This is a genomic window from Streptomyces sp. NPDC014861, assembly GCF_043081625.1.
GTDB lineage: Bacteria > Actinomycetota > Actinomycetes > Streptomycetales > Streptomycetaceae > Streptomyces.
On record NZ_JBIBWV010000007.1, the window covers coordinates 339,116 to 360,395 of the forward strand.

A 21,280-nucleotide genomic window follows, 5' to 3' on the forward strand; every position below is an offset into this window, starting at 1 on the left:
TGTTCCCGCGGTCTCAGCTCACCGTGGCGGTGTCGGAGGCGGTGGGGGCGCCGTCGAGGGTGGTGGAGGCCTCGGCGCCGGGGGACTCGCTGCTGGGCTCCGCGCTCGGCGTCTCCGTCGTCGGCGGGGCGCTCGTCGCCGGGGTGGTCGTCGGCGGCGTCGGGGGCGACTGCGACATCGACGGCGGGGTGGTCGAGACCGGCGGGGTGGGCGTCGTCCCCGTCGAGGGCCGGGTCGTGGTCGGCCGGGGACTCGTGGGCCGGTCCGTCGGCGTCGTCGGGTCGTCCGTCGCGCCCGGGGCGCTCGTGGTGGGCGTCGGGTCCGGCGCGCCGGAGTCCGTGGTGGACGGGGCGCCGGTCGCCGTCGGGTCCGTGCCGGTCGGCGGCGTCGTCGTGCCGGGCGACGTGGTGGGGCCGGGCGAGCCGGAGGCGGTGGGCGTGCCGGTCGCGGTCGGGCCGGCGGGCTCGGCGTCGTCCGGGGCGCCGTCGTCGGTGCCCGGTACCTCGTCGGTGCCGCCCTGGTCGGCGGTGCTGTCGGTGGTGACGGTGCCGGAGGTGGGCGTGTCGTCGGTCCCGGAGGTGGCGCCGAGGGTGACGACGGTGCCGAGGACGGCGACGAGCAGGGCGCCGGCTCCGACGGCCGCGAGGTTCCGGCGGGTGCCGTCGAGGATGCCCGCCTTGAGGCTCCGGCGCGGCCGGTCCGCCGGGGCGGCGGCCTGGCGGGAGACGACCGTGGGGCCCTGCTCGGCGAAGTCGGGGTGGTCCGGGAAGTCCGGGAAGGCCGGGAAGGCGGGCGGCGCGGCGGCGGGGACCGGCGGCAGCAGCTCGGTCGCCGCCTCGGTGGCGACCGGGGCGGCGGGGCGGGCCACCGGCAGGCCGCGCGGCGGGGAATCGGTGCGGGACGGCGGCGCGGCCTGCGGGGGCTCCTGCTCGCGGCCGAGGTCGGCGACGAGGGCGAGGGCCCGGCGCCCGGCGACGGTGCCGCGCTTGTCGGCGAGGACGCCGCGCAGGCCGATGGAGGCCTCAAGTTCGGCGCGGGCGCGGCCGAGCTTGCCCCCGCAGACGGCGAGGACGCCGAGTTCGTGGTGGAAGTACGCCTCCTCCGCGACGTCGCCGGCGAGCCGGGCGGCCTCCTGGCCGGAGCGCAGGGCGCGTTCCCAGGCGCCCCAGTGCAGCCCCGCGGCGAAGGCGGGGGCGGCGGCCCGGGCGAGGGCGACAGCGGTGGCGCGGGGGTCGGCCGCGGGCTCGCCGCCGGCCGCTCCGACGGCTCCGGCCGCCCCAGCGGCTCCAGCGACTCCAGCGGCTCCAGCGGGGGAACCGTCCGCCGGGGTGCCGGTCGTGGAGCCGTGGTCGCCGCCGACGAGGGCGCCGAGGGCGGCGAGCAGGGCATCGGACTCGGCGGCGGCCCGCTCGGGCCCGACCGAGGGGTGTCCGGCCCACCAGGCGTAGTGCTGGGCCGCGGTGTGGACGCGGTCGGTGGCGTCGTGGCCGTAGCCGTGCGCGAGGAGCTGGGTGAGGACGCCGCCGGCGAGCCGGTGCCGGGCACCGACGGGGCTGAGCAGTCCGCAGGCGCGCAGTTCGCCGAGGGCCGCGTCGGCGTGGGTGTCACCGACGAGCGCGGGGAGGTGGGCGTGGTGCGGGAGTTCGCCGCCGAGGGCGACGGCGAAGCGGAGGGTGGTCTGGGCGGAGCGGCTGAGCCGGGAGGCGAGCAGCGCGGCGGGGGCGGCGCCCTCACCGAGGCTGGGGAGCGGCACCTCGTGGAGCTCGACGTCGGGGTTCTCGTACGGGTCGAGGTCGGGTACGGCGTCCGAGGGGCCCGTCCCCTGTGCCGTGCCGGACGGGCCGAAGGCCTCCTCCAGGGCGCCGAAGGCGTCGAACTCGGCGGGGGTGACGCGGAGCCGGTCGCGCTGCCTGAGCAGGGCGCCGGCCTGGACGAAGCGGAGCGGCAGGCCCTCGGACTCGAACCAGAGGTCGCCGGCCCAGTTGGCCTCCTCCTCGGTGAGGCGGCGGCCGACGGCGGCCTCCAGGAGGTGGAGGGAGGCGGCCCGGCCGAGGCCGGGGAGGGTGATCTCCTCGATCGGGGCCTCGGCGGAGGGGGCGGGGACTCCGGGGGCGGCGGCGAGGAGGAAGGCGCACTCGGGGGCGGCGGCGAGGAGTTCGTCGAGGGCGGCGCCGCCGAACTCCAGGTCGTCCACGACGACGACGGCGCCGATGCCGGCGAGGTCGGCGCGCAGTCCGTCGCGGTCGGGCCGGTGGTGGGGGACGTGCAGGACGGTGGCGCGGAGCTCGTGGAGGAGTTCGCCGGTGGTGCGGTGGTGGCCGGAGAGGCGGACGACGCCGTCGGGGGCGAGGGTGACGCAGTCGGCGGCGACGGCGTCGAGGAGGGCGGTGCGGCCGGAGCCGTCCGGGCCGGTGAGGCGGACGCAGCGGCCCCGGGTCAGGGTCTCGGTGAGCCGGGCGCGCTGCTCCTCGCGCTCCAGGAGGGGAAGCTCGGGGGCGGCGGGTCCGGGCGGGACGGGCACGGCGGCGGCGCGGGCGGCCTCGGCGCGCTCCTCCGGAGTGCGGCGGCGGACGGCCGGGGGTTCCTCGCCGGGCGGGCAGGCCTCGATCTCGCTGCCGTCGACGGGGTTGACGGTGAGCAGCAGCTCGCCGGAGACGATGCGGGTGACGCGGGCGCGGGCGGGTGCCGGGGCGACGCGCTCGGGCAGGGCGGTGGGCTGTGCGGGGCGGGCGCCCTCGGCCGCGGTGTCGTGACCGGACTCGTCCGGCCCCCGGTGTATCGGGTCCATGGTCAAAGCCCCCAAGAGCGGTGGTGCGGAGCCCGCCGGGTGGGTCCGTCGTCGGGTGCGGGCGACCGAACCCTAGACGGTCGCGGGACCTCCGGGAACAGGCGGGGTGCCGTGGAGACCAAGACGTCACGGTCTTGTGAGGATTGAGCGTGACGCCTGGTTCGCACAGGGGCTTCACACTCCGCGGCGGCCCGCTCTCCCCGGGGGCCGCGCGCACCGGCCGGTCAGACGCGGGGCAGGGACTCCAGCGCGAGGCCGCCCTCGATGGCGAGGATGCGGTGCAGGCGGGTGGCGACGAGGAGCCGCTGCATCTGTGGCGGCACCCCGCGCAGGACGAGCCGGCGGCCGCAGCGGCCGGCCCGTCGGTGCGCGCCCATGATCACGCCGAGTCCGGTGGCGTCCCAGGAGTCGAGTCCGGTCAGGTCGAGCACCAGGTCGCCGACTCCGTCGTCGACGGCCGTGTGCAGGACCGTACGGGCGTCCGCCGCGCTGCGGACGTCGAGGCGGCCCCCGACGACCAGCTCGGCGTGGTCGCCCCTGATGTGCATAGTCGCTCCCCGGGAAATGCTCCGTCTTCGCAACAACTGACTGCTGCCTCGGCAGATACGTTGCGCCTTGTCGTCGAACCGATACCTGAATTCACTCCATGGAGTGATCCTGCGTGGCGGGCGGAGTTCAGTACGTATAGAAGCCCTGCCCGCTCTTGCGGCCGATGTCACCCGCGTCCACCATCCGGCGCATCAGCTCCGGCGGGGCGAACTTCTCGTCCTGGGTCTCGGCGTAGATGTTGCCGGTGGCGTTGACGAGGATGTCGACGCCGGTGAGGTCGGCGGTGGCGAGGGGGCCCATGGCGTGGCCGAAGCCGAGCTTGCAGGCGAGGTCGATGTCCTCGGCGGTGGCGACGCCCGACTCGTACAGCTTGGCGGCCTCGACGACGAGGGCGGAGATGAGGCGGGTGGTGACGAAGCCGGCGACGTCACGGTTGACGACGATGCAGGTCTTGCCGACGGACTCGGCGAAGGAGCGGGCGGCGGCGAGGGTGGCGTCGCTCGTCTTGTGGCCGCGGACGAGTTCGACCAGCTGCATCATCGGGACCGGCGAGAAGAAGTGGACGCCGACGACGGCCTCGGGGCGCTCCGTCACCGCGGCGATCTTGGTGATCGGGAGGGCGGAGGTGTTGGAGGCGAGGACGGCGCCGTCCTTGGCGATCTTGTCGAGGGAGCGGAAGATCTCGTGCTTGACCTCGATCTTCTCGAAGACGGCCTCGACGACGAGGTCGGCGTCGGCGACGGCTTCGAGGTCGGTGGTGGCGGTGATGCGGCCGAGGGCGGCCTCCGCGTCGGCGGCCGAGAGCTTGCCCTTGGCGACGAACTTCTCGTACGACGCCTCGATGCCGTCGGTGCCGCGGGTCAGGGCCGCGTCGGTGACGTCCCGCAGGACGACCTCCCAGCCGGCCTGGGCCGAGACCTGCGCGATGCCGGCTCCCATGAGTCCGGCCCCGATGACGGCGAGCTTTCCGGCCACGAATTCCACCCCTTAACACCTGTTCACTTCTGGCTCTCCGGCGGAGATTAGCGGGCGCGGGGCGTCGTGTGACCGTGAAGTAACGCGCGTCACGCTCTCTTTGACGGACGTCACACTCGCGACACTCCCCAGGGCCCCGACTGAGCCCCGGTCCGGCCGGACGCATACCCCTGGGTGGTGTCCGGGGCCACGTCCGTGCCGTGACGGTCGGCACACGGGGGCCCGGAGGGGTGGAGTCTCACTAGGCTGGCCCCATGGTCAATCTGACGCGCATCTACACCCGCACCGGCGACCAGGGCACGACGGCCCTGGGCGACATGAGCCGCACCGCCAAGACCGACCTCCGGATCGCGGCCTACGCGGACGCCAACGAGGCCAATGCCGTCATCGGCACCGCGCTCGCGCTCGGGCAGCTGGCGGAGGAGGTCGCCACGGTCCTCACCCGCGTCCAGAACGACCTCTTCGACGTGGGCGCCGACCTCGCCACCCCGGTGGTGGAGAACCCGGAGTACCCGCCGCTGCGGGTGGAGCAGAGCTACGTCGACAAGCTGGAGGCGGACTGCGACCGCTTCCTGGAGGAGCTGGAGAAGCTCCGCTCCTTCATCCTGCCCGGCGGCACGCCCGGTGCCGCGCTGCTGCACCAGGCGTGCACGGTGGTCCGGCGGGCCGAGCGGTCGACCTGGGCGGCCCTGGAGGTCCACGGCGAGACGATGAACCCGCTCACCGCCACGTACCTCAACCGCCTGTCGGACCTGCTCTTCATCCTCGCGCGGACGGCCAACAAGGCGGTCGGGGACGTCCTCTGGGTCCCGGGCGGGGACCGCTAGGGCCGCCCACCGCCGGGGGTCCGGGGGTCGCCCCCGGAGGACGCGGCATCCTCGCGCGGACGGCCGGCCAGGCGGTCGGGGGCGTGCTCCGGGTCCCGGGCGGGGACCGCCGAGGAGTCGCCGGAGGGGAGCGCCGAGGATTCGCCGGAGGCCGGCTCGGGGCCCTTGCTGGGGAAGACCGCGTAGCTGAGGGCGATCAGGCCGTGGATGCCGACGGCCTTCCAGACGCCGTTCATCCAGCCCCTGAGCCCCGACGTGTCGCCGGCGTCGCCGACGTACCAGATGGCGGCGAGGAGCAGCACGGAGGCGACGGCGCCCGCGACGACGGAGCCGAGCCAGACCGCGCCCTCGTGCAGCGCGCGGCCCTTGCCGTGACGGGGCGGCTTCCGCGGCGGCGGGGCGCCGCCGAAGCGGTGGGCGGCGTGGCCGTCGAGCCACTTCACGGTCCGGTGGCCGTGGCCGACCGTGTAGCCGATGTACACGGCGGCGAGGCCGTGCCGCCAGCTGGGCTCCGCGCCGTTCTTGAGGTCCATCGCGGTGACGACCAGGAGCAGGACCTCCAGGAGCGGCTCGCAGAGCAGCAGTCCCAGGCCCAGCTTGGGCATCCGCAGCAGGTAGCGGGCGGCGAGTCCGGCGGCCAGCAGGACCCAGAACCCCACCTCGCAGACGACGATCAGCGTGACGATCACGGCGCTTCCCCTTTCCTTCCCCCTTCGGGTGCTTCCAGCCTCGCGTGCGGGCGGACCGGAATCGTCGTCGGCGGTGACGAAACGGGACTACATCCTTCGACGGAGGCACGGACCGGCGCGGATCGGCCCAGGCGTAGAGGACCCGGGGCGGCCGGACGTGTTGGATGGGGACGTGACCCTCCCCCGCCCGCACCGCGTCGATCTCCTCATCGCCCTCGCCGGGCTGGCCACCGGGGTGCTCCTGTGGTCGTTCGGGCTCTACACCACGGGCGGGCGGCTGTTCGACGAGCGCTGGGCGGCGCTCGTCCCGCTGGCCGTGATGGCCGGCGCGGAGGCGCTGCGCCGGGTGGCTCCGCAGACCGCGCTGGCCGTCGGGACGCTGGCGATCGTGGCCGACCAGTTCACCAACGGGAACCTGGCGACCGTGCTGATGTTCACCGACATCGTCTACGCGGCGGTCGTCTACGGCACCCCGGGCCAGGCCCGCCGGATCCCCTACACGACCGCGCTGGTCACCGTGGGCACCACGGTCGCCTTCCTGGTCTGGTGGCAGAACGCGTTCGCGCTGCTCGTCGGTGTGATCACCGGCATCGTCGCCTTCCTGCCCGCCGTCACCGGCTCGATCGTGCGCAACCACCGCGAGGCGGCCGAGTCCGCCCGGCTGCGCGCCGAGCAGATCGCGCTGCTCGCCGAGATCGACCGGGCCCAGGCGGTGGTGGCGGAGCGGGCGCGGATGGCGCGGGAGCTGCACGACATGGTGGCCAACCACCTCTCCGCCATCGCGATCCACTCGACGGCGGCGCTCTCCCTCGACGATCCCGGCACCACCCGGCAGGCGCTCACCGTGATCCGGGAGAACAGCGTGGCGGGGCTCGCGGAGATGCGGCGGCTGATCGGGCTGCTGCGGGAGAGCGGCGCGGAGACCGAGCCGGCCGCGACGGCGACGCTCGCGGGGCTCGACGCCCTGGTGGAGCAGGCGCGGACGAACGGCACGGCGAGCGGGCTGCGCTTCGCGCTGGACGACGCCCGGCGGGAGGGGCCCGGTCTGCCGGCTCCGGTGGAGCTGGCCGCGTACCGGATCGTCCAGGAGTCGCTCACGAACGCGCTCAAGCACGCGGCGCCCGGCGAGGTGCGGGTGGCGCTGGCGCACGAGGACGGGGCACTGCGGGTGTCGGTGACGAGCCCCTACGGGCAGCGGCCCGGTCCGCGCGCGCCGGGCTCCGGCGCGGGTCTGGTGGGCATGCGCGAGCGGGTGGCGCTGCTGGACGGCTCCCTGGAGGCCGGTCCCGAGGCCGTGGACGGGGGCACGAAGGTGTGGCGGGTACGGGCGGTGCTGCCCGTACGAGCGAGCGAGGAGGAGCGGGCATGACGGTGCGGGTGGTGGTGGCCGAGGACCAGGGCGCGGTACGGGCCGGGCTGGTGCTGATCCTGGGCAGTGCGCCGGACATCGAGGTGGTCGGGGAGGCAGAGGACGGGGAGCGGGCGGTGGAGCTGGCCCGTGAACTGCGGCCGGACCTGGTGCTGATGGACGTGCAGATGCCCCGGATGGACGGGGTGACGGCGACCCGTCTGGTGGTGGCGGAGGGGCTCGCGGACGTGCTGGTGCTGACCACCTTCGATCTGGACGAGTACGTCTTCGGGGCGCTGCGCGCGGGGGCGTCGGGCTTCCTGCTGAAGAACGCGGACGCGCGGGAGCTGATCGAGGCGGTGCGGACGGTGGCGCGCGGCGAGGGGCTCATCGCGCCGGCGGTGACCCGGCGGCTGATCGCGGAGTTCGCGACGGCGGGCGCCGCCGCTCCCCGGCCGGCGCCGGGGCGGGACGCGTCGTGTCTGGAGGCGCTGACGCCGAGGGAGCGGGAGGTGCTGGCGGCGTTGGGGGCGGGTCTGTCGAACGCGGAGGTCGCGGTGCGCTTGGACATGGCGGAGACGACGGTGAAGACGCACGTCAGCAAGGTGCTGGGAAAGCTCGGGCTGCGCAGTCGGGTCCAAGCGGCCGTGCTGGCACAGGAGTTGGGGCTCCGCTAGAAGCACCTTCGTTGGTCTGGACCTCTTGACGGTTGGTCCAGACCTTTCTACGCTCGCGGGGCGCGCGCAACTCTCTCGGACCACCCCCACCCAGAACGTCCGCAACTTGAGGAGCACCGTTGAGCACTCAAGCACCGACGCGCCGAAGAGGTTTCAGGGCACGGGCCGCAGCAGCCCTGACCGCCCTGACCCTCCCGCTCGCCGCCATGGTCGGTCTCGCCACCCCCGCTCAGGCGGCGACCTCCGCCACGGCGACCTACACCAAGACCCAGGACTGGGGCAGCGGGTTCGGCGCCAGCTGGACCATCAAGAACACCGGCACCACCACGATCAGTTCGTGGAACCTGGAGTGGGACTACCCCTCCGGCACCCGGGTCACCTCCGCGTGGGACGCCACCGTCACCAACAGCGGCGACCACTGGACCGCCAAGAACGTCGGCTGGAACGGCACCCTGGCCCCCGGCGCCTCCGTCTCCTTCGGCTACAACGGCGCCGGATCCGGCGCCCCCACCGGCTGTAAGATCAACGGCGCCTCCTGCGACGGATCCACCCAGCCGGGCGACAACCCGCCCTCGGCCCCCGGCACCCCGACCGCCTCTGACATCACCAACACCTCGGTGAAGCTCGGCTGGGGCGCGGCCACCGACGACAAGGGCGTCAAGAACTACGACGTGCTGCGCAACGGCACCAAGGTCACCACCACCACGGGCCTCACCTACACGGACCAGGGCCTGACCGCCGGCACCGACTACACCTACTCGGTCGTCGCCCGCGACACCATCGACCAGACCGGCCCCGCCGCGACCGTCCAGGCGCGCACCACCGGCGGCGACACCCCGCCGCCGCCGAACGCCATCAAGCTGGGCTACTTCACCAACTGGGGCGTCTACGGGCGCAACTACCACGTGAAGAACATCGTGACCTCGGGCTCCGCGTCCAAGATCACCCACATCAACTACGCCTTCGGCAACGTCCAGGGCGGCAAGTGCACCATAGGCGACTCCTACGCCGACTACGACAAGGCGTACACCGCCGACCAGTCCGTCGACGGCGTCGCCGACACCTGGGACCAGCCGCTGCGCGGCAACTTCAACCAGCTGCGCAAGCTGAAGAAGGCCTACCCGAACATCAAGATCCTGTGGTCCTTCGGCGGCTGGACCTGGTCCGGCGGCTTCGGCCAGGCCGTCCAGAACCCCGCCGCGTTCGCGCAGTCCTGCTACGACCTGGTCGAGGACCCGCGCTGGGCCGACGTCTTCGACGGCATCGACCTGGACTGGGAGTACCCCAACGCCTGCGGTCTCACCTGTGACACCAGCGGCCCCGCGTCCTTCAAGAACATGATGCAGGCCATGCGCGCCAAGTTCGGCGCCAACAACCTGGTCACCGCGGCCGTCACGGCCGACGCCTCCACCGGCGGCAAGATCGACGCCGCCGACTACGCGGGCGCCGCGCCGTACTACGACTGGCTCAACGTGATGACGTACGACTTCTTCGGCGCCTGGGCGGCGAAGGGCCCGACGGCCCCGCACTCCCCGCTGAACGCGTACCCCGGCATCCCGCAGGCGGGCTTCAACTCCGCCGAGGCGATCGCCAAGTTCAAGGCACAGGGCGTCCCGGCCAAGAAGCTGCTGCTCGGCATCGGCTTCTACGGACGCGGCTGGACCGGCGTCACCCAGTCCGCCCCCGGCGGCACGGCGACCGGACCCGCCACCGGCACGTACGAGCAGGGCATCGAGGACTACAAGGTCCTCAAGAACTCCTGCCCGGCCAACGGCACCATCGCCGGCACGGCCTACGCCCACTGCGGCACCAACTGGTGGAGCTACGACACCCCCGCCACCGTCAACTCCAAGATGGGCTGGGCCAAGAACCAGGGCCTCGGCGGAGCGTTCTTCTGGGAGTTCAGCGGTGACACCACGAACGGCGAGCTCGTCAACGCCATCAACGGCGGCCTGAGCTAGCACCCCGGGAACGACGGAGCGGGGGACGGTGCAGCACACCGTCCCCCGCTCTCGTACGTGCGGGAAGCCCTACGCCACATTCACCCGTTGCCCGGGCGGTGCCGCCTCCAGCCAGGCCATGAAACCGGTCCGGGCGTCCTCGCTCATCGCGAGTTCGAGACGGACGCCGTTGTACATGCAGGGCTGGATCACCGAGTCGGACAGGAGCGCCAGCTCCTCCTCGCCCTCCGGCATCCGGCGCTCCAGGGCCACGATCGCCGAGCGCTCCAGGAAGCGGCGCGGCCGGGGCGCGTACGAGAAGACCCGGAACCAGGCGATCTCGTCACCGCTGTACCGGGCCACGCCGTACACCCAGCCCTTGCCGGACAGGTCCGGCTCCTCCGGGACGTCCCAGCGCAGCGAGCAGTCGAAGGTGCCACCGGCGCGCTGGATCAGCCTGCGGCGCAAGCCGAAGACGAAGAGCCCGATCACCACCAGTGCGACGACCAGGCCGCACACGAGCAGAGCGAGGAACATCTTCACCGACCTCCTCGCTGCGTCCCGTGACCGGCGCCGCCGGCCGAACCGAATACAACCTGCATCTGCATCGCCTCAGCCGCGGCACGGTCTGGAACATTCCAGCCGTGCCGCGGCTGAGGGCACTACTCTTCGGTCGCGGGTCCGCTAGCGGACCGCTACCGCGCGCAGCCGGACCTCGGCGCGCCGCTCGGCGGCGGCGTCCTCGTCCGACTTGGCACGCTCCAGCGCGCGCTCGGCGCGCTGGGCGTCGATCTCGTCCGCCAGCTCGGCGATCTCCGCGAGGAGCGACAGCTTGTCGTCCGCGAAGGAGATGAAACCGCCGTGGACGGCGGCCACGACGGTGGCGCCCTCGCTCGTACGGATGGTCACCGGGCCCGACTCCAGCACACCGAGCAGCGGCTGGTGACCGGGCATGACGCCGATGTCGCCGGAGGTGGTACGCGCGATGACCAGGGTGGCCTCGCCGGACCAGACACTCCGGTCCGCGGCGACCAGCTCGACGTGCAGCTCAGCAGCCAAGGGTGGCTCCTCGGGTCACCACCCGGCGGTGCTGCCGGGTGTTGGGATCAATTCTAAGGGGCGTGGTGGAGGGGGCGGGAACGGCTCCCGCCCCCTCCGGGCGAGCACGGGGCTCAGGAGACGCCGAGCTCCTTGGCGTTCTTCTTGAGGTCCTCAAGACCACCACACATGAAGAAGGCCTGCTCCGGGAAGTGGTCGAACTCACCGTCGCAGATCGCGTTGAACGCGGCGATCGACTCGTCGAGCGGGACGTCCGAACCGTCCACACCGGTGAACTGCTTGGCGGCGTGGGTGTTCTGCGACAGGAAGCGCTCGACACGACGCGCACGGTGCACGACGAGCTTGTCCTCCTCGCTGAGCTCGTCGATACCGAGGATCGCGATGATGTCCTGGAGGTCCTTGTACTTCTGCAGGATGCCCTTGACGCGCATGGCGGCGTCGTAGTGGTCCTGCGCGATGTAGCGCGGGTCCAGGATCCGGGACGTGGAGTCCAGCGGGTCCACGGCCGGGTAGATGCCCTTCTCGGAGATCGGACGGGAGAGAACCGTCGTCGCGTCGAGGTGGGCGAAGGTGGTCGCCGGCGCCGGGTCGGTGAGGTCGTCGGCGGGGACGTAGATCGCCTGCATCGAGGTGATCGAGTGACCACGGGTCGAGGTGATGCGCTCCTGGAGGAGACCCATCTCGTCGGCCAGGTTCGGCTGGTAACCCACCGCGGAGGGCATACGGCCGAGCAGGGTCGACACCTCGGAACCGGCCTGGGTGAAGCGGAAGATGTTGTCGATGAAGAACAGCACGTCCTGCTTCTGCACATCGCGGAAGTACTCCGCCATGGTCAGACCGGCGAGCGCGACGCGGAGACGGGTGCCCGGGGGCTCGTCCATCTGGCCGAAGACCAGGGCGGTCTTGTCCAGAACGCCGGACTCTTCCATTTCCGCGATGAGGTCGTTGCCCTCACGGGTGCGCTCGCCGACGCCGGCGAAGACGGAAACGCCCTCGTGCAGCTTGGCCACACGCATGATCATTTCCTGGATCAGAACGGTCTTGCCGACACCGGCACCACCGAACAGACCGATCTTTCCACCCTTGACGTACGGGGTGAGAAGGTCGACGACCTTCAGGCCGGTCTCGAACATCTCGGTCTTCGACTCGAGGTCCGCGAACGCCGGGGCCTTGCGGTGGATGGACCAGCGCTCGCTGACCTCCGACTCCGCCTCGGGCTCGTTCAGGATCTGACCCAGCGTGTTGAACACGCGGCCCTTGGTGACGTCGCCGACGGGCACCGTGATGCCGTCGCCGGTGTCGACCACGGGGGCCTGGCGGACCAGACCGTCGGTGGGCTGCATCGAGATGGTGCGGACGACGCCGTCACCCAGGTGCTGCGCGACCTCGAGGGTCAGCGTCTTCAGCGCGCCCTCCTCGGCCGGGTCGGCGACCTCGACGTGAAGGGCGTTGTAGATCTCCGGCATCGCGTCGACGGGGAACTCCACGTCGACGACCGGGCCGATGACCCGGGCGACGCGGCCCGTGGCGGCGGCCGTCTCAACAGTGGTCGTCATTACTTGTCACTCCCCGCGGTCGCGTCGGCCAGGGCTGCGGTGCCACCGACGATCTCGCTGATTTCCTGGGTGATTTCGGCCTGGCGGGCCGCGTTGGCAAGTCGGGAGAGGTTGTTGATCAAGTCTCCCGCGTTGTCGGTCGCCGACTTCATCGCGCGCCGCGTCGCGGCGTGCTTCGACGCCGACGACTGGAGCAGCGCGTTGTAGATGCGGCTCTCGACGTAGCGCGGCAGAAGGGCGTCCAGGACGTCCTCCGCCGACGGCTCGAAGTCGTACAGCGGACGGAGCGTGTCCGACTCGCCGGCCTCCTTCGCCACCTCGTCGAGGCTGAGGGGCAGCAGCCGGGCCTCGACCGCCGTCTGCGTCATCATCGAGACGAACTCGGTGTAGACGATGTGGAGCTCGTCCACACCACCCTCCGCCGTGGCCTTCTCGATCGCCTCGATCAGCGGCGCGCCGATCTTCTTGGCGTCCGCGTACGACGGCTCGTCCGTGAAACCGGCCCACGTGTCGGCCAGCTTGCGCTCACGGAAGTTGAAGTGCGCGATGCCACGACGGCCGACGACGTAGACGTCGACCTCGCGACCCGCACCCTCCAGCCGCTTGATGAGCTGCTCCGCCGCCTTGATGGCGTTGGAGTTGAAGGCGCCGGCCAGACCGCGGTCGCTCGACAGGAGCAGAACCGCGGCACGGGTCGGGTTCTCGGCCTCGGTGGTCAGCGCGTGCTTGTCACTGGCACCCGTGGCCACCGCGGTCACCGCGCGGGTGAGCTCGGTGGCGTACGGGGTCGACGCCTGCACCTTGCGCTGAGCCTTGACCACGCGCGAGGCGGCGATCATCTCCATCGCCTTGGTGATCTTCTTCGTCGCGGTGACGGATTTGATGCGACGCTTGTAGACCCGGAGCTGCGCTCCCATGAGTCAGGTCCCTTCCGTCGTCACTTCGAGACGTTGACGGCGGCAGGGGCGTCCTCGCCGAGCAGCTTGCCGTCAGAGGTCTCGAACTGCTTCTTGAACTCCGCGATGGCGTCGGCGACGGCCGTCAGGGTGTCGTCCGACATCTTCTTGCCCTCGCGGATGGAGGTCATGAGACCGGAGTGGTTCTGGCGGAGGTACGCCAGGAGCTCGGCCTCGAAGCGACGGATGTCGGCGACCGGGACGTCGTCCATCTTGCCGGTGGTGCCGGCCCAGACGGAGACGACCTGGTTCTCGGTCGGCATCGGCTGGTACTGAGCCTGCTTGAGCAGCTCGACCATCCGCTGACCGCGCTCCAGCTGCGCCTTCGAGGCCGCGTCCAGGTCGGAACCGAAGGCGGCGAACGCCTCCAGCTCACGGAACTGGGCGAGGTCCACGCGGAGGCGACCGGCGATCTGCTTCATGGCCGGGTGCTGGGCGGAGCCACCGACACGGGAGACCGAGATACCGACGTTCAGGGCCGGGCGCTGGCCGGCGTTGAACAGGTCGGACTCCAGGAAGCACTGGCCGTCGGTGATGGAGATGACGTTGGTCGGGATGAACGCCGAGACGTCGTTGGCCTTCGTCTCGACGATCGGCAGACCGGTCATCGAGCCGGCACCCAGGTCGTCCGAGAGCTTGGCGCAGCGCTCGAGCAGACGGGAGTGCAGGTAGAAGACGTCGCCCGGGTAGGCCTCGCGGCCCGGCGGACGGCGCAGCAGCAGCGACACGGCGCGGTAGGCGTCGGCCTGCTTCGACAGGTCGTCGAAGACGATCAGGACGTGCTTGCCCTGGTACATCCAGTGCTGACCGATGGCCGAGCCGGTGTACGGGGCGAGGTACTTGAAGCCGGCCGGGTCGGACGCCGGGGCCGCGACGATCGTCGTGTACTCGAGCGCACCGGCCTCCTCCAGGGCGCCGCGCACGGACGCGATGGTGGAGCCCTTCTGGCCGACGGCGACGTAGATGCAGCGGACCTGCTTGTTCACGTCGCCCGAGCGCCAGTTGTCGCGCTGGTTGATGATCGTGTCGACGGCCAGGGCGGTCTTGCCCGTCTGGCGGTCGCCGATGATCAGCTGACGCTGACCACGGCCGACCGGGGTCATGGCGTCGACGGCCTTGTAGCCGGTCTCCATCGGCTCGTGGACCGACTTACGGGCCATGACGCCCGGGGCCTGCAGCTCGAGGGCGCGGCGGCCCTCGTGCGCGATCTCGCCGAGACCGTCGATCGGGTTGCCGAGCGGGTCGACGACGCGACCCAGGTATCCCTCACCGACGCCGACGGAGAGGACCTCGCCGGTGCGCTGCACCGACTGCCCCTCCTCGATGCCGCTGAACTCACCGAGAACGATCGCACCGATCTCGCGCTCTTCGAGGTTCAGCGCGAGACCGAGGGTGCCGTCCTCGAACTTCAGCAGCTCGTTCGCCATGGCCGAGGGAAGACCCTCGACCTTCGCGATGCCGTCACCGGCCAGGCTGACCGTGCCGACCTCCTCGCGCGAGGCCGCGTCCGGCTGGTACGACTGGACGAAGGTCTCCAGCGCGTCCCGGATCTCCTCCGGCCGGATCGTGAGCTCCGCCATCTGGGTTCCCTGCTCTCCTTGTTGGGCCCGAAGTTTCTTAAGGGGTCTGGGGGCCGACCCCCAGGAATCTTCTGCAATCTCTGCACGGCCCAACCGGGCCGCTGTGATGCGTGTTGTGTTGCCGGCGGCGGGTGCCGTCAGCCGGCCAGCCGCCGCTTCGCCTCGCCGAGGCGCTCGGAGACCGTGCCGTCGATGACCTCGTCACCGACCCGCACCGAGATCCCGCCGAGGACCGACGGGTCCACGTCCAGGTTCAGGTGCATCTCGCGGCCGTACAGCTTCGCGAGGACGCCACCGAGGCGCTGCTTCTGCTGGTCGGACAGCGGCACCGCCGAGGTGACGACGGCGACCATCCGGTCCCGGCGCGCCGCGGCGAGCTTGGACAGGGACTCGAGTCCCGCTTCCAGGCTACGTCCCCGGGGCTGGGTCACCAGACGGACGACCAGACGCTCGGTGGTGGCGTGGGCCTTGCCGCCGAGCAGGCTGCGGAGCAGCTCGCCCTTCGCGGTGGCCGTGGCGGTCTTGTCCGTCAGCGCCGAGCGGAGCTCGGTGCTGGAGGACACGATCCGGCCGAAGCGGAACAGCTCGTCCTCGACGCCGTCGAGGGCGCCCGCCTTCTGGGCCGCGGTGAGGTCGGCGGTGTTCGCCAGTTCCTCGGCCGAGTCGACCAGGTCGCGCGAGCGCGACCAGCGGGACCGGACCATCCCGGAGACCAGATCCGCGGTCTCCCCGCCCACCTGACCGTTCAGGAGTCGCTGCGCGAGCTCGGCCTTGGCCTCACCCGCCTGCGCGGGGTCGGTCAGGACCCGGCGCAGCGACACCTCGCGGTCGAGCAGGGCGGTTACTGCGGCCAGCTCGTCCGCCAGCTTCGTCGCGTCGACCGAGGTGTTGTCGGTCAGCGCGTCGAGGGACTCGCGGGCGGCGGCCAGTGCCTCACGGCTCGCTCCGTTCATCGGACGGCCTCCGCCTTCTCCTCGAGCTCGTCGAGGAAGCGGTCGATCGTGCGGCTCTGGCGGGCGGTGTCCTCGAGGGACTCGCCGACCAGCTTGCCGGCCAGGTCGGTGGCGAGCTTGCCGACGTCCTGGCGCAGCGAGGCGGTCGCGGACTTGCGGTCGGCCTCGATCTGCGAGTGACCGGCGGCGATGATCTCCTCGCGCTGGCGCTGGCCCTCCGCCTTCATCTCCTGGATGATCGCGGTGCCCTGCTCCGTCGCCTCCTGGCGGAGACGCGCGGCCTCGTGGCGGGCCTCGGCAAGCTGTGCCTTGTACTGCTCCAGCACACTCTGAGCCTCGATCTGGGCCGACTCGGCCTTCTCGATGCCACCCTCGATGGCCTCGCGGCGCTCGACCAGAACCTTGTTGATGTTCGGGAGGAGCTTCTTGGCGAGGAAGCCGAAGACGATGACGAAGGCGATCAGGCCGATGACGAGCTCGTCAAGATGCGGGAGGAGGGGGGGCTGGGGCTCCCCCTCGGCCGCAAGAAGCAGAGCGTTCACATCAGTGCCTTCCGTGAAAATGTGGCTGTCGTCGGGAAAGCAGGCTTAGTAGACGAAGCCCATGACGATGCCGATGAGGGCGAGCGCCTCACAGAAGGCGAAACCCATGATCTGGTTGGTGCGGATCAGGCCGGCCGCCTCGGGCTGGCGGGCGAGGGCCTGGGTGCCGTTACCGAAGATGATGCCGACGCCGACGCCGGGGCCGATCGCGGCGAGGCCGTAACCGATGGCGGCGACGTTGCCTTCGACAGCAGCAAGGGTCTGGAGAGCGGACATGCCGGTTCTTCCTTCTCTTTCAAGGACCCGGTGGGGGTTGGCCACCGGAGACTGCGGGATGGGTGGTGGAGCTGGTCCGTGGCAGGGGGCTCAGTGGTGCTCGGAGAGCGCGCCCTGGATGTAGCTGCAGGCCAGGAGGACGAAGACGTACGCCTGGACGGCCTGGATGAAGAGCTCGAAGGCGGTCATCACGAGGACCATCACGAAGGACGTGCCGGCGTACACGATCCCGATGCCGTTGAGCAGGTACCAGGAAGCCAGCGAGAACATCACGATCAGCAGGTGACCGGCGAACATGTTCGCGAACAGTCGGACCGCGTGCGTGAAGGGCCGGATGATCAGGTTCGAGAAGAACTCGAGGACGACGACCAGCGGGAGGATCGGGCCGAGGGACTTGTCCCACCCGACGATGTTCTTCCAGCCGCCGACGAAGCCGTGCTTCTTGAAGGTCAGCGAGACCCAGAGCACGTAGACGATCAGCGCGAGGGCCGCCGGGAAGGCGATCAGCGAGGTGACCGGGAACTGTGCCAGCGGGATGATCGACCAGAGGTTCATCATCCAGACGAGGAAGAACATCGACACCATGAAGGGGACGTACTTCTCGCCGTCCTTCTTGCCGATGATCTCGTAGACGATGCCGCGGCGCACGAAGTCGTAACCGGCTTCGCCGATCATCTGCATCTTGCCGGGGACCAGCTTCGGCTTGCGGAAGGCCGCCCAGAAGAAACCGACCACCACCACGGAGCTGAGCACCGCGAGCAGCATGGGCTTGGTCAGCTCGAAGCTGCCCCACGTCGCGACGGGCTCGTAGATGAACGTGTGCAGGCCCGGCGCCGGGAAGCCGCATCCGGTGAAGATGTGGCAATCCGGGTCGAAGGCAAGCGTCTGGTCAGCACTCACCGCGGGCTCCTTCAGCGTGGCGCATAGGTACGGCAACCTCGTTGTGTCGGCGCGGCGCGCAGCCGCGGGTCGGCACTGGACTGGTCTTACGGATAAGGGGGCGGCGGGTCGGCATCGAGCCTCGCGCTGGGACAGGCGCCGCTTCGGATGCCCGCGCCCGCAATGCCGCAGTTGGCACCGGACGATAGCAGGAAGCCGAACGCGTCTTTATCCCGGCCCTACCCTTCACGACTTCGGACCCGTTTTCTCGGGCTCGACGTACGCGATCTTGGCCTTCATGTAGGCACGGGCCTGGGCCGCGACCCACACCACGGTCGCCGCGAGCAGCGTGAAGGCGAAGGCCTTGAAGTCGAACACCGTGGTGCTCTTCAACAAGGCCAGGAAGACGAAGAGAACCAGCAGCTGGGTCGTGTAGAGCAAGAGCCCCATGGCCTGGAACAGCTGCGGAAGCTTCTTGGCCGTCCGCTGCAGCACCAACATCCCGATGCCCATGAAGAGGAGCACGACCAGAGTGCCGAGGACGGCGCCGATAGCGCCCTTCCCGCCGGCGACGATTCCGCTGATCACCGTGGCGATGACGCCGACAGCGGCAGTGGGTACGACGGCCGAGAGAAGGAGGCGTGCGTCGCTGGAAGGCATGGCGGTGTCTCCGCTGTGATGGAGGGGGCGATGGTGTCGTCAGGGACGAGCGTAGGCCCGGTCCGAGGTGGGTCTCGGGGCCAACAGACCGTCGCACTACGGTCTTTCGGCACTGTCGCCGGGTCTCGTGAACGGTATCACAAACTATTTGAGTAGTTCTTTACACATGGGGTGTGCCAACTGTCACACATGAGGGTGACAGTGCGCGGTTGTGCGCGACAGCGAGGTGGTCTGTCTGGTATTGGCCCCTGTTGAGGCATTCGACCGGCGTCGCCGGCCGGACCGTCAACCGCGCGTTCCGGCCTTCCTCCGGTCGGAGAAGCGCGAGCGGTGACCGATGGCCGTCGAGCCGTGCAGCCCGGCCGGCACCGGCACCCGCTCCTCCTCCTCGACCGCCGTGTGCTCCGGCTCCGGCTCCGGGAGCGGCTTGCGCCGCCGGTACCGCGGCGGGACGACGGCCTCCGCCCAGCGGGGCGCCCGCGGCGAGAAGCGCGGCAGCAGGAGCAGCACCAGACCGATGGCGCTCAGCACCGTGATGACCAGCACGATCCACATCGACGTCGAGTGGACCGAGTACGCGAGCGCGCCGAAGGCGATCAGCGCCGACCAGAAGTACATGATCAGCACGGCCCGGCTGTGCGAGTGGCCGATCTCCAGGAGCCGGTGGTGCAGGTGGCCGCGGTCGGCGGCGAAGGGCGACTGGCCCTTCCAGGTGCGCCGCACGATCGCCAGGACCAGGTCCGTCATCGGGATCGCGATGATGGTCAGCGGCAGGATCAGCGGGATGAAGACCGGCAGGGCCGCGTGGGTCGCCTCCCGGGTCGAACCCTCGAAGATCTTCAGGGTGTCGGGGTCCACCTGGCCGGTGATGGAGATGGCGGACGCGGCCAGGATCAGGCCGATGAGCATGGAGCCGGAGTCGCCCATGAAGATCCGCGCCGGGTGCATGTTGTGCGGCAGGAAGCCCAGGCACATGCCCATCAGGATCGCGGCGAAGAGGGTCGCGGGGGCCGCGGCCTCGATCGTGTAGCCGTACCAGAGCCGGTACGCGTACAGGAAGAAGGCCCCGGTGGCGATGCAGACCATGCCGGCGGCGAGACCGTCGAGGCCGTCGACGAAGTTCACCGCGTTGATGGTGAGGACGACCAGGGCCACCGTCAGCAGCGTGCCCTGCCACTGGGTCAGCGCGACCGTACCGACGCCGGGGATCGGCAGCCACAGGATCGTCAGACCCTGCGCCACCATCACGCCGGCCGAGATCATCTGCGCGCCCAGCTTGATCAGCGCGTCCAGCTCGAACTTGTCGTCCAGGACGCCGATCAGCCAGATCAGCGCGGCGCCGGAGAGCAGCGCGCGCGGCTCGTTCGACTGCTCGAAGACGCTGTTCAGGTTCTGCAGGTGGTCGGCGACGAGCAGGCCCGCGCACAGCCCGAAGAACATGGCGATGCCACCGAGCCGCGGAGTCGGTTCTCGGTGTACGTCGCGCGCGCGGATCTCCGGCATCGCGCCGGTCGCGATGGCGAACTTCCGCACCGGACCGGTCAGCAGATAGGTCACCGCGGCCGTGACACAGAGCGTCAGCAGGTAATCACGCACGGGCTGTCCCCACAGGAATCGCTGGCCATCTCAGCCCCACACCCTAGCCGTGCCGTCCATGTGGTTGGAGACACCAGGGGGGCCCGAACGGTTGCGGCCGCCTCCCGGCCGTCTCCCGCTCACCGTCCATACGGGGGAAAACTCCTGGTCAGCTCTCGTACCTCGGCCCGTACCCGAGCCGTCTCCCCCGGTTCGTCCCGGAGTGCCACGGTGAACAGGGCGGCGATCCGCGCCATCTCCGCGGCGCCCATCCCCTGGGTGGTGACCGCGGCGGTGCCGAGCCGGATGCCGCGCCCGTCCCCGTACGGGAGGGCGCAGGTGTCGAGGACCATCCCGGCGGCGGCGAGCCGGGACCGCGCGGTGCGTCCGTCGACGCCGAGCGGGGCGGGGTCGGCGGTGATGAGGTGGGTGTCGGTGCCGCCGGTGGTCAGCGCGAAGCCCTCGGCGGAGAGCGCGGCGGCCAGCACGCGCGCGTGCTCGACCACCCGATGGGCGTACCCGGCGAAGGCCGGGGTGGACGCCTCCCCCAGGGCCACCGCCTTCGCCGCGATGGTGTGCATCTGGGCGCCGCCCTGGGTGAACGGGAAGACCGCCCGGTCCACCCGCTCGGCCAGCTCCGCCGTGCACAGCACCATCCCGCCCCGCGGCCCGCGCAGCACCTTGTGGGTGGTGGCGCAGACGACGTCGGCGTACGGGACCGGGTTGGGCGCCGCTCCCCCGGCGACGAGTCCGATGGGGTGGGCGGCGTCGGCGATCAGATAGGCGCCGACCTCGTCCGCGACGGCCCGGAAGAGCGCGTAGTCGGGATGGCGGGGGTAGGAGATCGAGCCGCAGACGATCGCCTTGGGCCGGTGGTGGCGGGCGAGGGCGGCGAGCTGTTCGTGGTCGATGAGCCCGGTCTCGGCGTCGACGCCGTACGGGACGAAGTCGAACCAGCGGCCGGAGAAGTTCGCGGGCGAGCCGTGCGTGAGGTGCCCGCCGTGGTTCAGGCCCATGGCGAGGACCGTGTCACCGGGCCTGAGAAGGGCCGCGTACGCCGCCAGGACGGCCGAGGAGCCCGAGTGCGGCTGGAGGTTCGCGTGATCGGCCCCGAAGAGCGCGGTGGCCCGTTCCACGGCGATCCGCTCGGCCGCGTCGGCGTACTCGCAGCCGCCGTGGTGCCGGGCGCCCGGGTACCCCTCGGCGTACTTGTTGGCGAGCCGCGAGCCGAGCGTGGCGAGCACCGCGGGCGAGGTGAAGTTCTCCGCCGCGATCAGCTGGAGCGTCTCGCCCTGCCGCCGCGCCTCCCCGAGCAGCACGTCGGCGATCTCCGGATCCTGCCGCCGCAGGACGTCGAGAACCTCTTCTGGGGGCGCGCTGACCGACATGGCTGACTCCGTGCCTGGAGGGACGTAGCCCCAATGTAGGCCCGCCCACCCCGGGGCGCCCCC

The 21,280-nt window shown here is 71.1% G+C and carries 20 protein-coding genes; 4 read left to right on the forward strand and 16 right to left on the reverse strand.

What is annotated here, in order from left to right:
- Window positions 1-13 precede the first annotated feature (13 nt).
- From ACF1BN_RS17845 to ACF1BN_RS17855, 3 genes are all read right to left on the reverse strand, one after another.
- On the reverse strand, window positions 14-2,788 hold the full coding sequence (locus ACF1BN_RS17845) for an ATP-binding protein (protein WP_392332542.1): 2,775 nt from the start codon (window positions 2,786-2,788) through the stop codon (window positions 14-16).
- 224 nt (window positions 2,789-3,012) lie between these two features.
- Entirely contained in the window at window positions 3,013-3,336 is a 324-nt protein-coding gene (locus tag ACF1BN_RS17850; RefSeq protein WP_360318477.1) for an STAS domain-containing protein, read from the reverse strand.
- Between the two features lie 127 nt (window positions 3,337-3,463).
- On the reverse strand, window positions 3,464-4,312 hold the full coding sequence (locus tag ACF1BN_RS17855; protein WP_392332543.1) for a 3-hydroxyacyl-CoA dehydrogenase family protein: 849 nt from the start codon (window positions 4,310-4,312) through the stop codon (window positions 3,464-3,466).
- A gap of 254 nt (window positions 4,313-4,566) precedes the next feature.
- Between ACF1BN_RS17855 and ACF1BN_RS17860 the strand changes: the two genes are divergently transcribed.
- Window positions 4,567-5,139 carry a cob(I)yrinic acid a,c-diamide adenosyltransferase gene (locus ACF1BN_RS17860; protein ID WP_392332544.1) on the forward strand — a complete coding sequence of 191 codons (573 nt, stop codon included), beginning with the start codon at window positions 4,567-4,569 and terminating at the stop codon, window positions 5,137-5,139.
- Here ACF1BN_RS17860 and ACF1BN_RS17865 read toward each other — a convergent pair.
- Window positions 5,136-5,828, reverse strand: a complete 693-nt coding sequence (locus ACF1BN_RS17865) for a hypothetical protein (protein WP_392332545.1) — start codon at window positions 5,826-5,828, stop codon at window positions 5,136-5,138. The genes ACF1BN_RS17860 and ACF1BN_RS17865 overlap by 4 nt on opposite strands.
- Before the next feature lie 172 nt (window positions 5,829-6,000).
- On the opposite strand from ACF1BN_RS17865, the gene ACF1BN_RS17870 reads away from it, so the two are divergent.
- The 3 genes from ACF1BN_RS17870 (at window position 6,001) to ACF1BN_RS17880 (ending at window position 9,814) form a co-directional block, all read left to right on the forward strand.
- Window positions 6,001-7,197 (forward strand): sensor histidine kinase, encoded by a 1,197-nt coding sequence (locus tag ACF1BN_RS17870; RefSeq protein ID WP_392332546.1) that lies wholly within the window; start codon window positions 6,001-6,003, stop codon window positions 7,195-7,197.
- The gene (locus ACF1BN_RS17875) at window positions 7,194-7,853 is read left to right on the forward strand and encodes a response regulator (RefSeq protein WP_392332547.1); all 660 of its coding nucleotides are present in this window, start codon (window positions 7,194-7,196) and stop codon (window positions 7,851-7,853) included. The genes ACF1BN_RS17870 and ACF1BN_RS17875 overlap by 4 nt, the downstream gene beginning before the upstream one ends.
- A 206-nt stretch (window positions 7,854-8,059) precedes the next feature.
- Window positions 8,060-9,814: a glycosyl hydrolase family 18 protein gene (locus ACF1BN_RS17880; protein ID WP_392332603.1), complete on the forward strand. Its 1,755-nt coding sequence runs from the start codon at window positions 8,060-8,062 to the stop codon at window positions 9,812-9,814.
- 69 nt (window positions 9,815-9,883) lie between these two features.
- On the opposite strand, the gene ACF1BN_RS17885 is transcribed toward ACF1BN_RS17880, so the two are convergent.
- The 12 genes from ACF1BN_RS17885 to glyA all read right to left on the reverse strand — a co-directional run bounded on the left by ACF1BN_RS17885 (window position 9,884) and on the right by glyA (window position 21,217).
- On the reverse strand, window positions 9,884-10,330 hold the full coding sequence (locus ACF1BN_RS17885; RefSeq protein ID WP_150233122.1) for a DUF2550 domain-containing protein: 447 nt from the start codon (window positions 10,328-10,330) through the stop codon (window positions 9,884-9,886).
- A 147-nt stretch (window positions 10,331-10,477) separates the two neighbouring features.
- Window positions 10,478-10,852, reverse strand: a complete 375-nt coding sequence (locus ACF1BN_RS17890; protein WP_031006240.1) for a F0F1 ATP synthase subunit epsilon — start codon at window positions 10,850-10,852, stop codon at window positions 10,478-10,480.
- Between the two features lie 113 nt (window positions 10,853-10,965).
- Window positions 10,966-12,408 (reverse strand): F0F1 ATP synthase subunit beta, encoded by a 1,443-nt coding sequence (gene atpD / locus ACF1BN_RS17895; protein ID WP_392332548.1) that lies wholly within the window; start codon window positions 12,406-12,408, stop codon window positions 10,966-10,968.
- Window positions 12,408-13,325 (reverse strand): F0F1 ATP synthase subunit gamma, encoded by a 918-nt coding sequence (locus tag ACF1BN_RS17900; RefSeq protein WP_392332549.1) that lies wholly within the window; start codon window positions 13,323-13,325, stop codon window positions 12,408-12,410. Before ACF1BN_RS17900 ends, atpD begins: the two co-directional genes overlap by 1 nt.
- Before the next feature lie 20 nt (window positions 13,326-13,345).
- Window positions 13,346-14,944, reverse strand: a complete 1,599-nt coding sequence (atpA, locus tag ACF1BN_RS17905) for a F0F1 ATP synthase subunit alpha (RefSeq protein ID WP_388871533.1) — start codon at window positions 14,942-14,944, stop codon at window positions 13,346-13,348.
- 137 nt (window positions 14,945-15,081) lie between these two features.
- Complete coding sequence (locus tag ACF1BN_RS17910) at window positions 15,082-15,897, reverse strand: F0F1 ATP synthase subunit delta (protein WP_392332550.1); 816 nt, start codon at window positions 15,895-15,897, stop codon at window positions 15,082-15,084.
- Window positions 15,894-16,439, reverse strand: a complete 546-nt coding sequence (locus ACF1BN_RS17915) for a F0F1 ATP synthase subunit B (RefSeq protein WP_376597081.1) — start codon at window positions 16,437-16,439, stop codon at window positions 15,894-15,896. Before ACF1BN_RS17915 ends, ACF1BN_RS17910 begins: the two co-directional genes overlap by 4 nt.
- A gap of 45 nt (window positions 16,440-16,484) precedes the next feature.
- On the reverse strand, window positions 16,485-16,715 hold the full coding sequence (gene atpE, locus ACF1BN_RS17920; RefSeq protein ID WP_006346597.1) for an ATP synthase F0 subunit C: 231 nt from the start codon (window positions 16,713-16,715) through the stop codon (window positions 16,485-16,487).
- Window positions 16,716-16,805: 90 nt separating this feature from the next.
- A complete protein-coding gene (atpB, locus tag ACF1BN_RS17925; protein WP_376597082.1) occupies window positions 16,806-17,615 on the reverse strand; it encodes a F0F1 ATP synthase subunit A in 810 nt (269 codons plus the stop codon).
- A 225-nt stretch (window positions 17,616-17,840) separates the two neighbouring features.
- Window positions 17,841-18,254 carry a hypothetical protein gene (locus tag ACF1BN_RS17930; protein ID WP_392332551.1) on the reverse strand — a complete coding sequence of 138 codons (414 nt, stop codon included), beginning with the start codon at window positions 18,252-18,254 and terminating at the stop codon, window positions 17,841-17,843.
- A gap of 285 nt (window positions 18,255-18,539) precedes the next feature.
- Window positions 18,540-19,850: an MraY family glycosyltransferase gene (locus tag ACF1BN_RS17935; RefSeq protein ID WP_392332552.1), complete on the reverse strand. Its 1,311-nt coding sequence runs from the start codon at window positions 19,848-19,850 to the stop codon at window positions 18,540-18,542.
- Between the two features lie 119 nt (window positions 19,851-19,969).
- Window positions 19,970-21,217 carry a serine hydroxymethyltransferase gene (gene glyA / locus ACF1BN_RS17940; RefSeq protein ID WP_392332553.1) on the reverse strand — a complete coding sequence of 416 codons (1,248 nt, stop codon included), beginning with the start codon at window positions 21,215-21,217 and terminating at the stop codon, window positions 19,970-19,972.
- Window positions 21,218-21,280: the final 63 nt, after the last annotated feature.

What these genes read in the sequence shown, in the direction of transcription:
- ACF1BN_RS17845 (WP_392332542.1), bottom strand. Translation starts at nt 2,788, where the DNA reads ATGGACCCGATACACCGGGGGCCGGACGAGTCCGGTCACGACACCGCG.
- ACF1BN_RS17880 (WP_392332603.1), top strand. Translation starts at nt 8,060, where the DNA reads ATGGTCGGTCTCGCCACCCCCGCTCAGGCGGCGACCTCCGCCACGGCG.
- atpE (WP_006346597.1), bottom strand. Translation starts at nt 16,715, where the DNA reads ATGTCCGCTCTCCAGACCCTTGCTGCTGTCGAAGGCAACGTCGCCGCC.
- ACF1BN_RS17910 (WP_392332550.1), bottom strand. Translation starts at nt 15,897, where the DNA reads ATGAACGGAGCGAGCCGTGAGGCACTGGCCGCCGCCCGCGAGTCCCTC.
- atpD (WP_392332548.1), bottom strand. Translation starts at nt 12,408, where the DNA reads ATGACGACCACTGTTGAGACGGCCGCCGCCACGGGCCGCGTCGCCCGG.
- atpA (WP_388871533.1), bottom strand. Translation starts at nt 14,944, where the DNA reads ATGGCGGAGCTCACGATCCGGCCGGAGGAGATCCGGGACGCGCTGGAG.
- glyA (WP_392332553.1), bottom strand. Translation starts at nt 21,217, where the DNA reads ATGTCGGTCAGCGCGCCCCCAGAAGAGGTTCTCGACGTCCTGCGGCGG.
- ACF1BN_RS17850 (WP_360318477.1), bottom strand. Translation starts at nt 3,336, where the DNA reads ATGCACATCAGGGGCGACCACGCCGAGCTGGTCGTCGGGGGCCGCCTC.
- ACF1BN_RS17900 (WP_392332549.1), bottom strand. Translation starts at nt 13,325, where the DNA reads ATGGGAGCGCAGCTCCGGGTCTACAAGCGTCGCATCAAATCCGTCACC.
- ACF1BN_RS17860 (WP_392332544.1), top strand. Translation starts at nt 4,567, where the DNA reads ATGGTCAATCTGACGCGCATCTACACCCGCACCGGCGACCAGGGCACG.
- ACF1BN_RS17875 (WP_392332547.1), top strand. Translation starts at nt 7,194, where the DNA reads ATGACGGTGCGGGTGGTGGTGGCCGAGGACCAGGGCGCGGTACGGGCC.
- ACF1BN_RS17885 (WP_150233122.1), bottom strand. Translation starts at nt 10,330, where the DNA reads ATGTTCCTCGCTCTGCTCGTGTGCGGCCTGGTCGTCGCACTGGTGGTG.
- ACF1BN_RS17930 (WP_392332551.1), bottom strand. Translation starts at nt 18,254, where the DNA reads ATGCCTTCCAGCGACGCACGCCTCCTTCTCTCGGCCGTCGTACCCACT.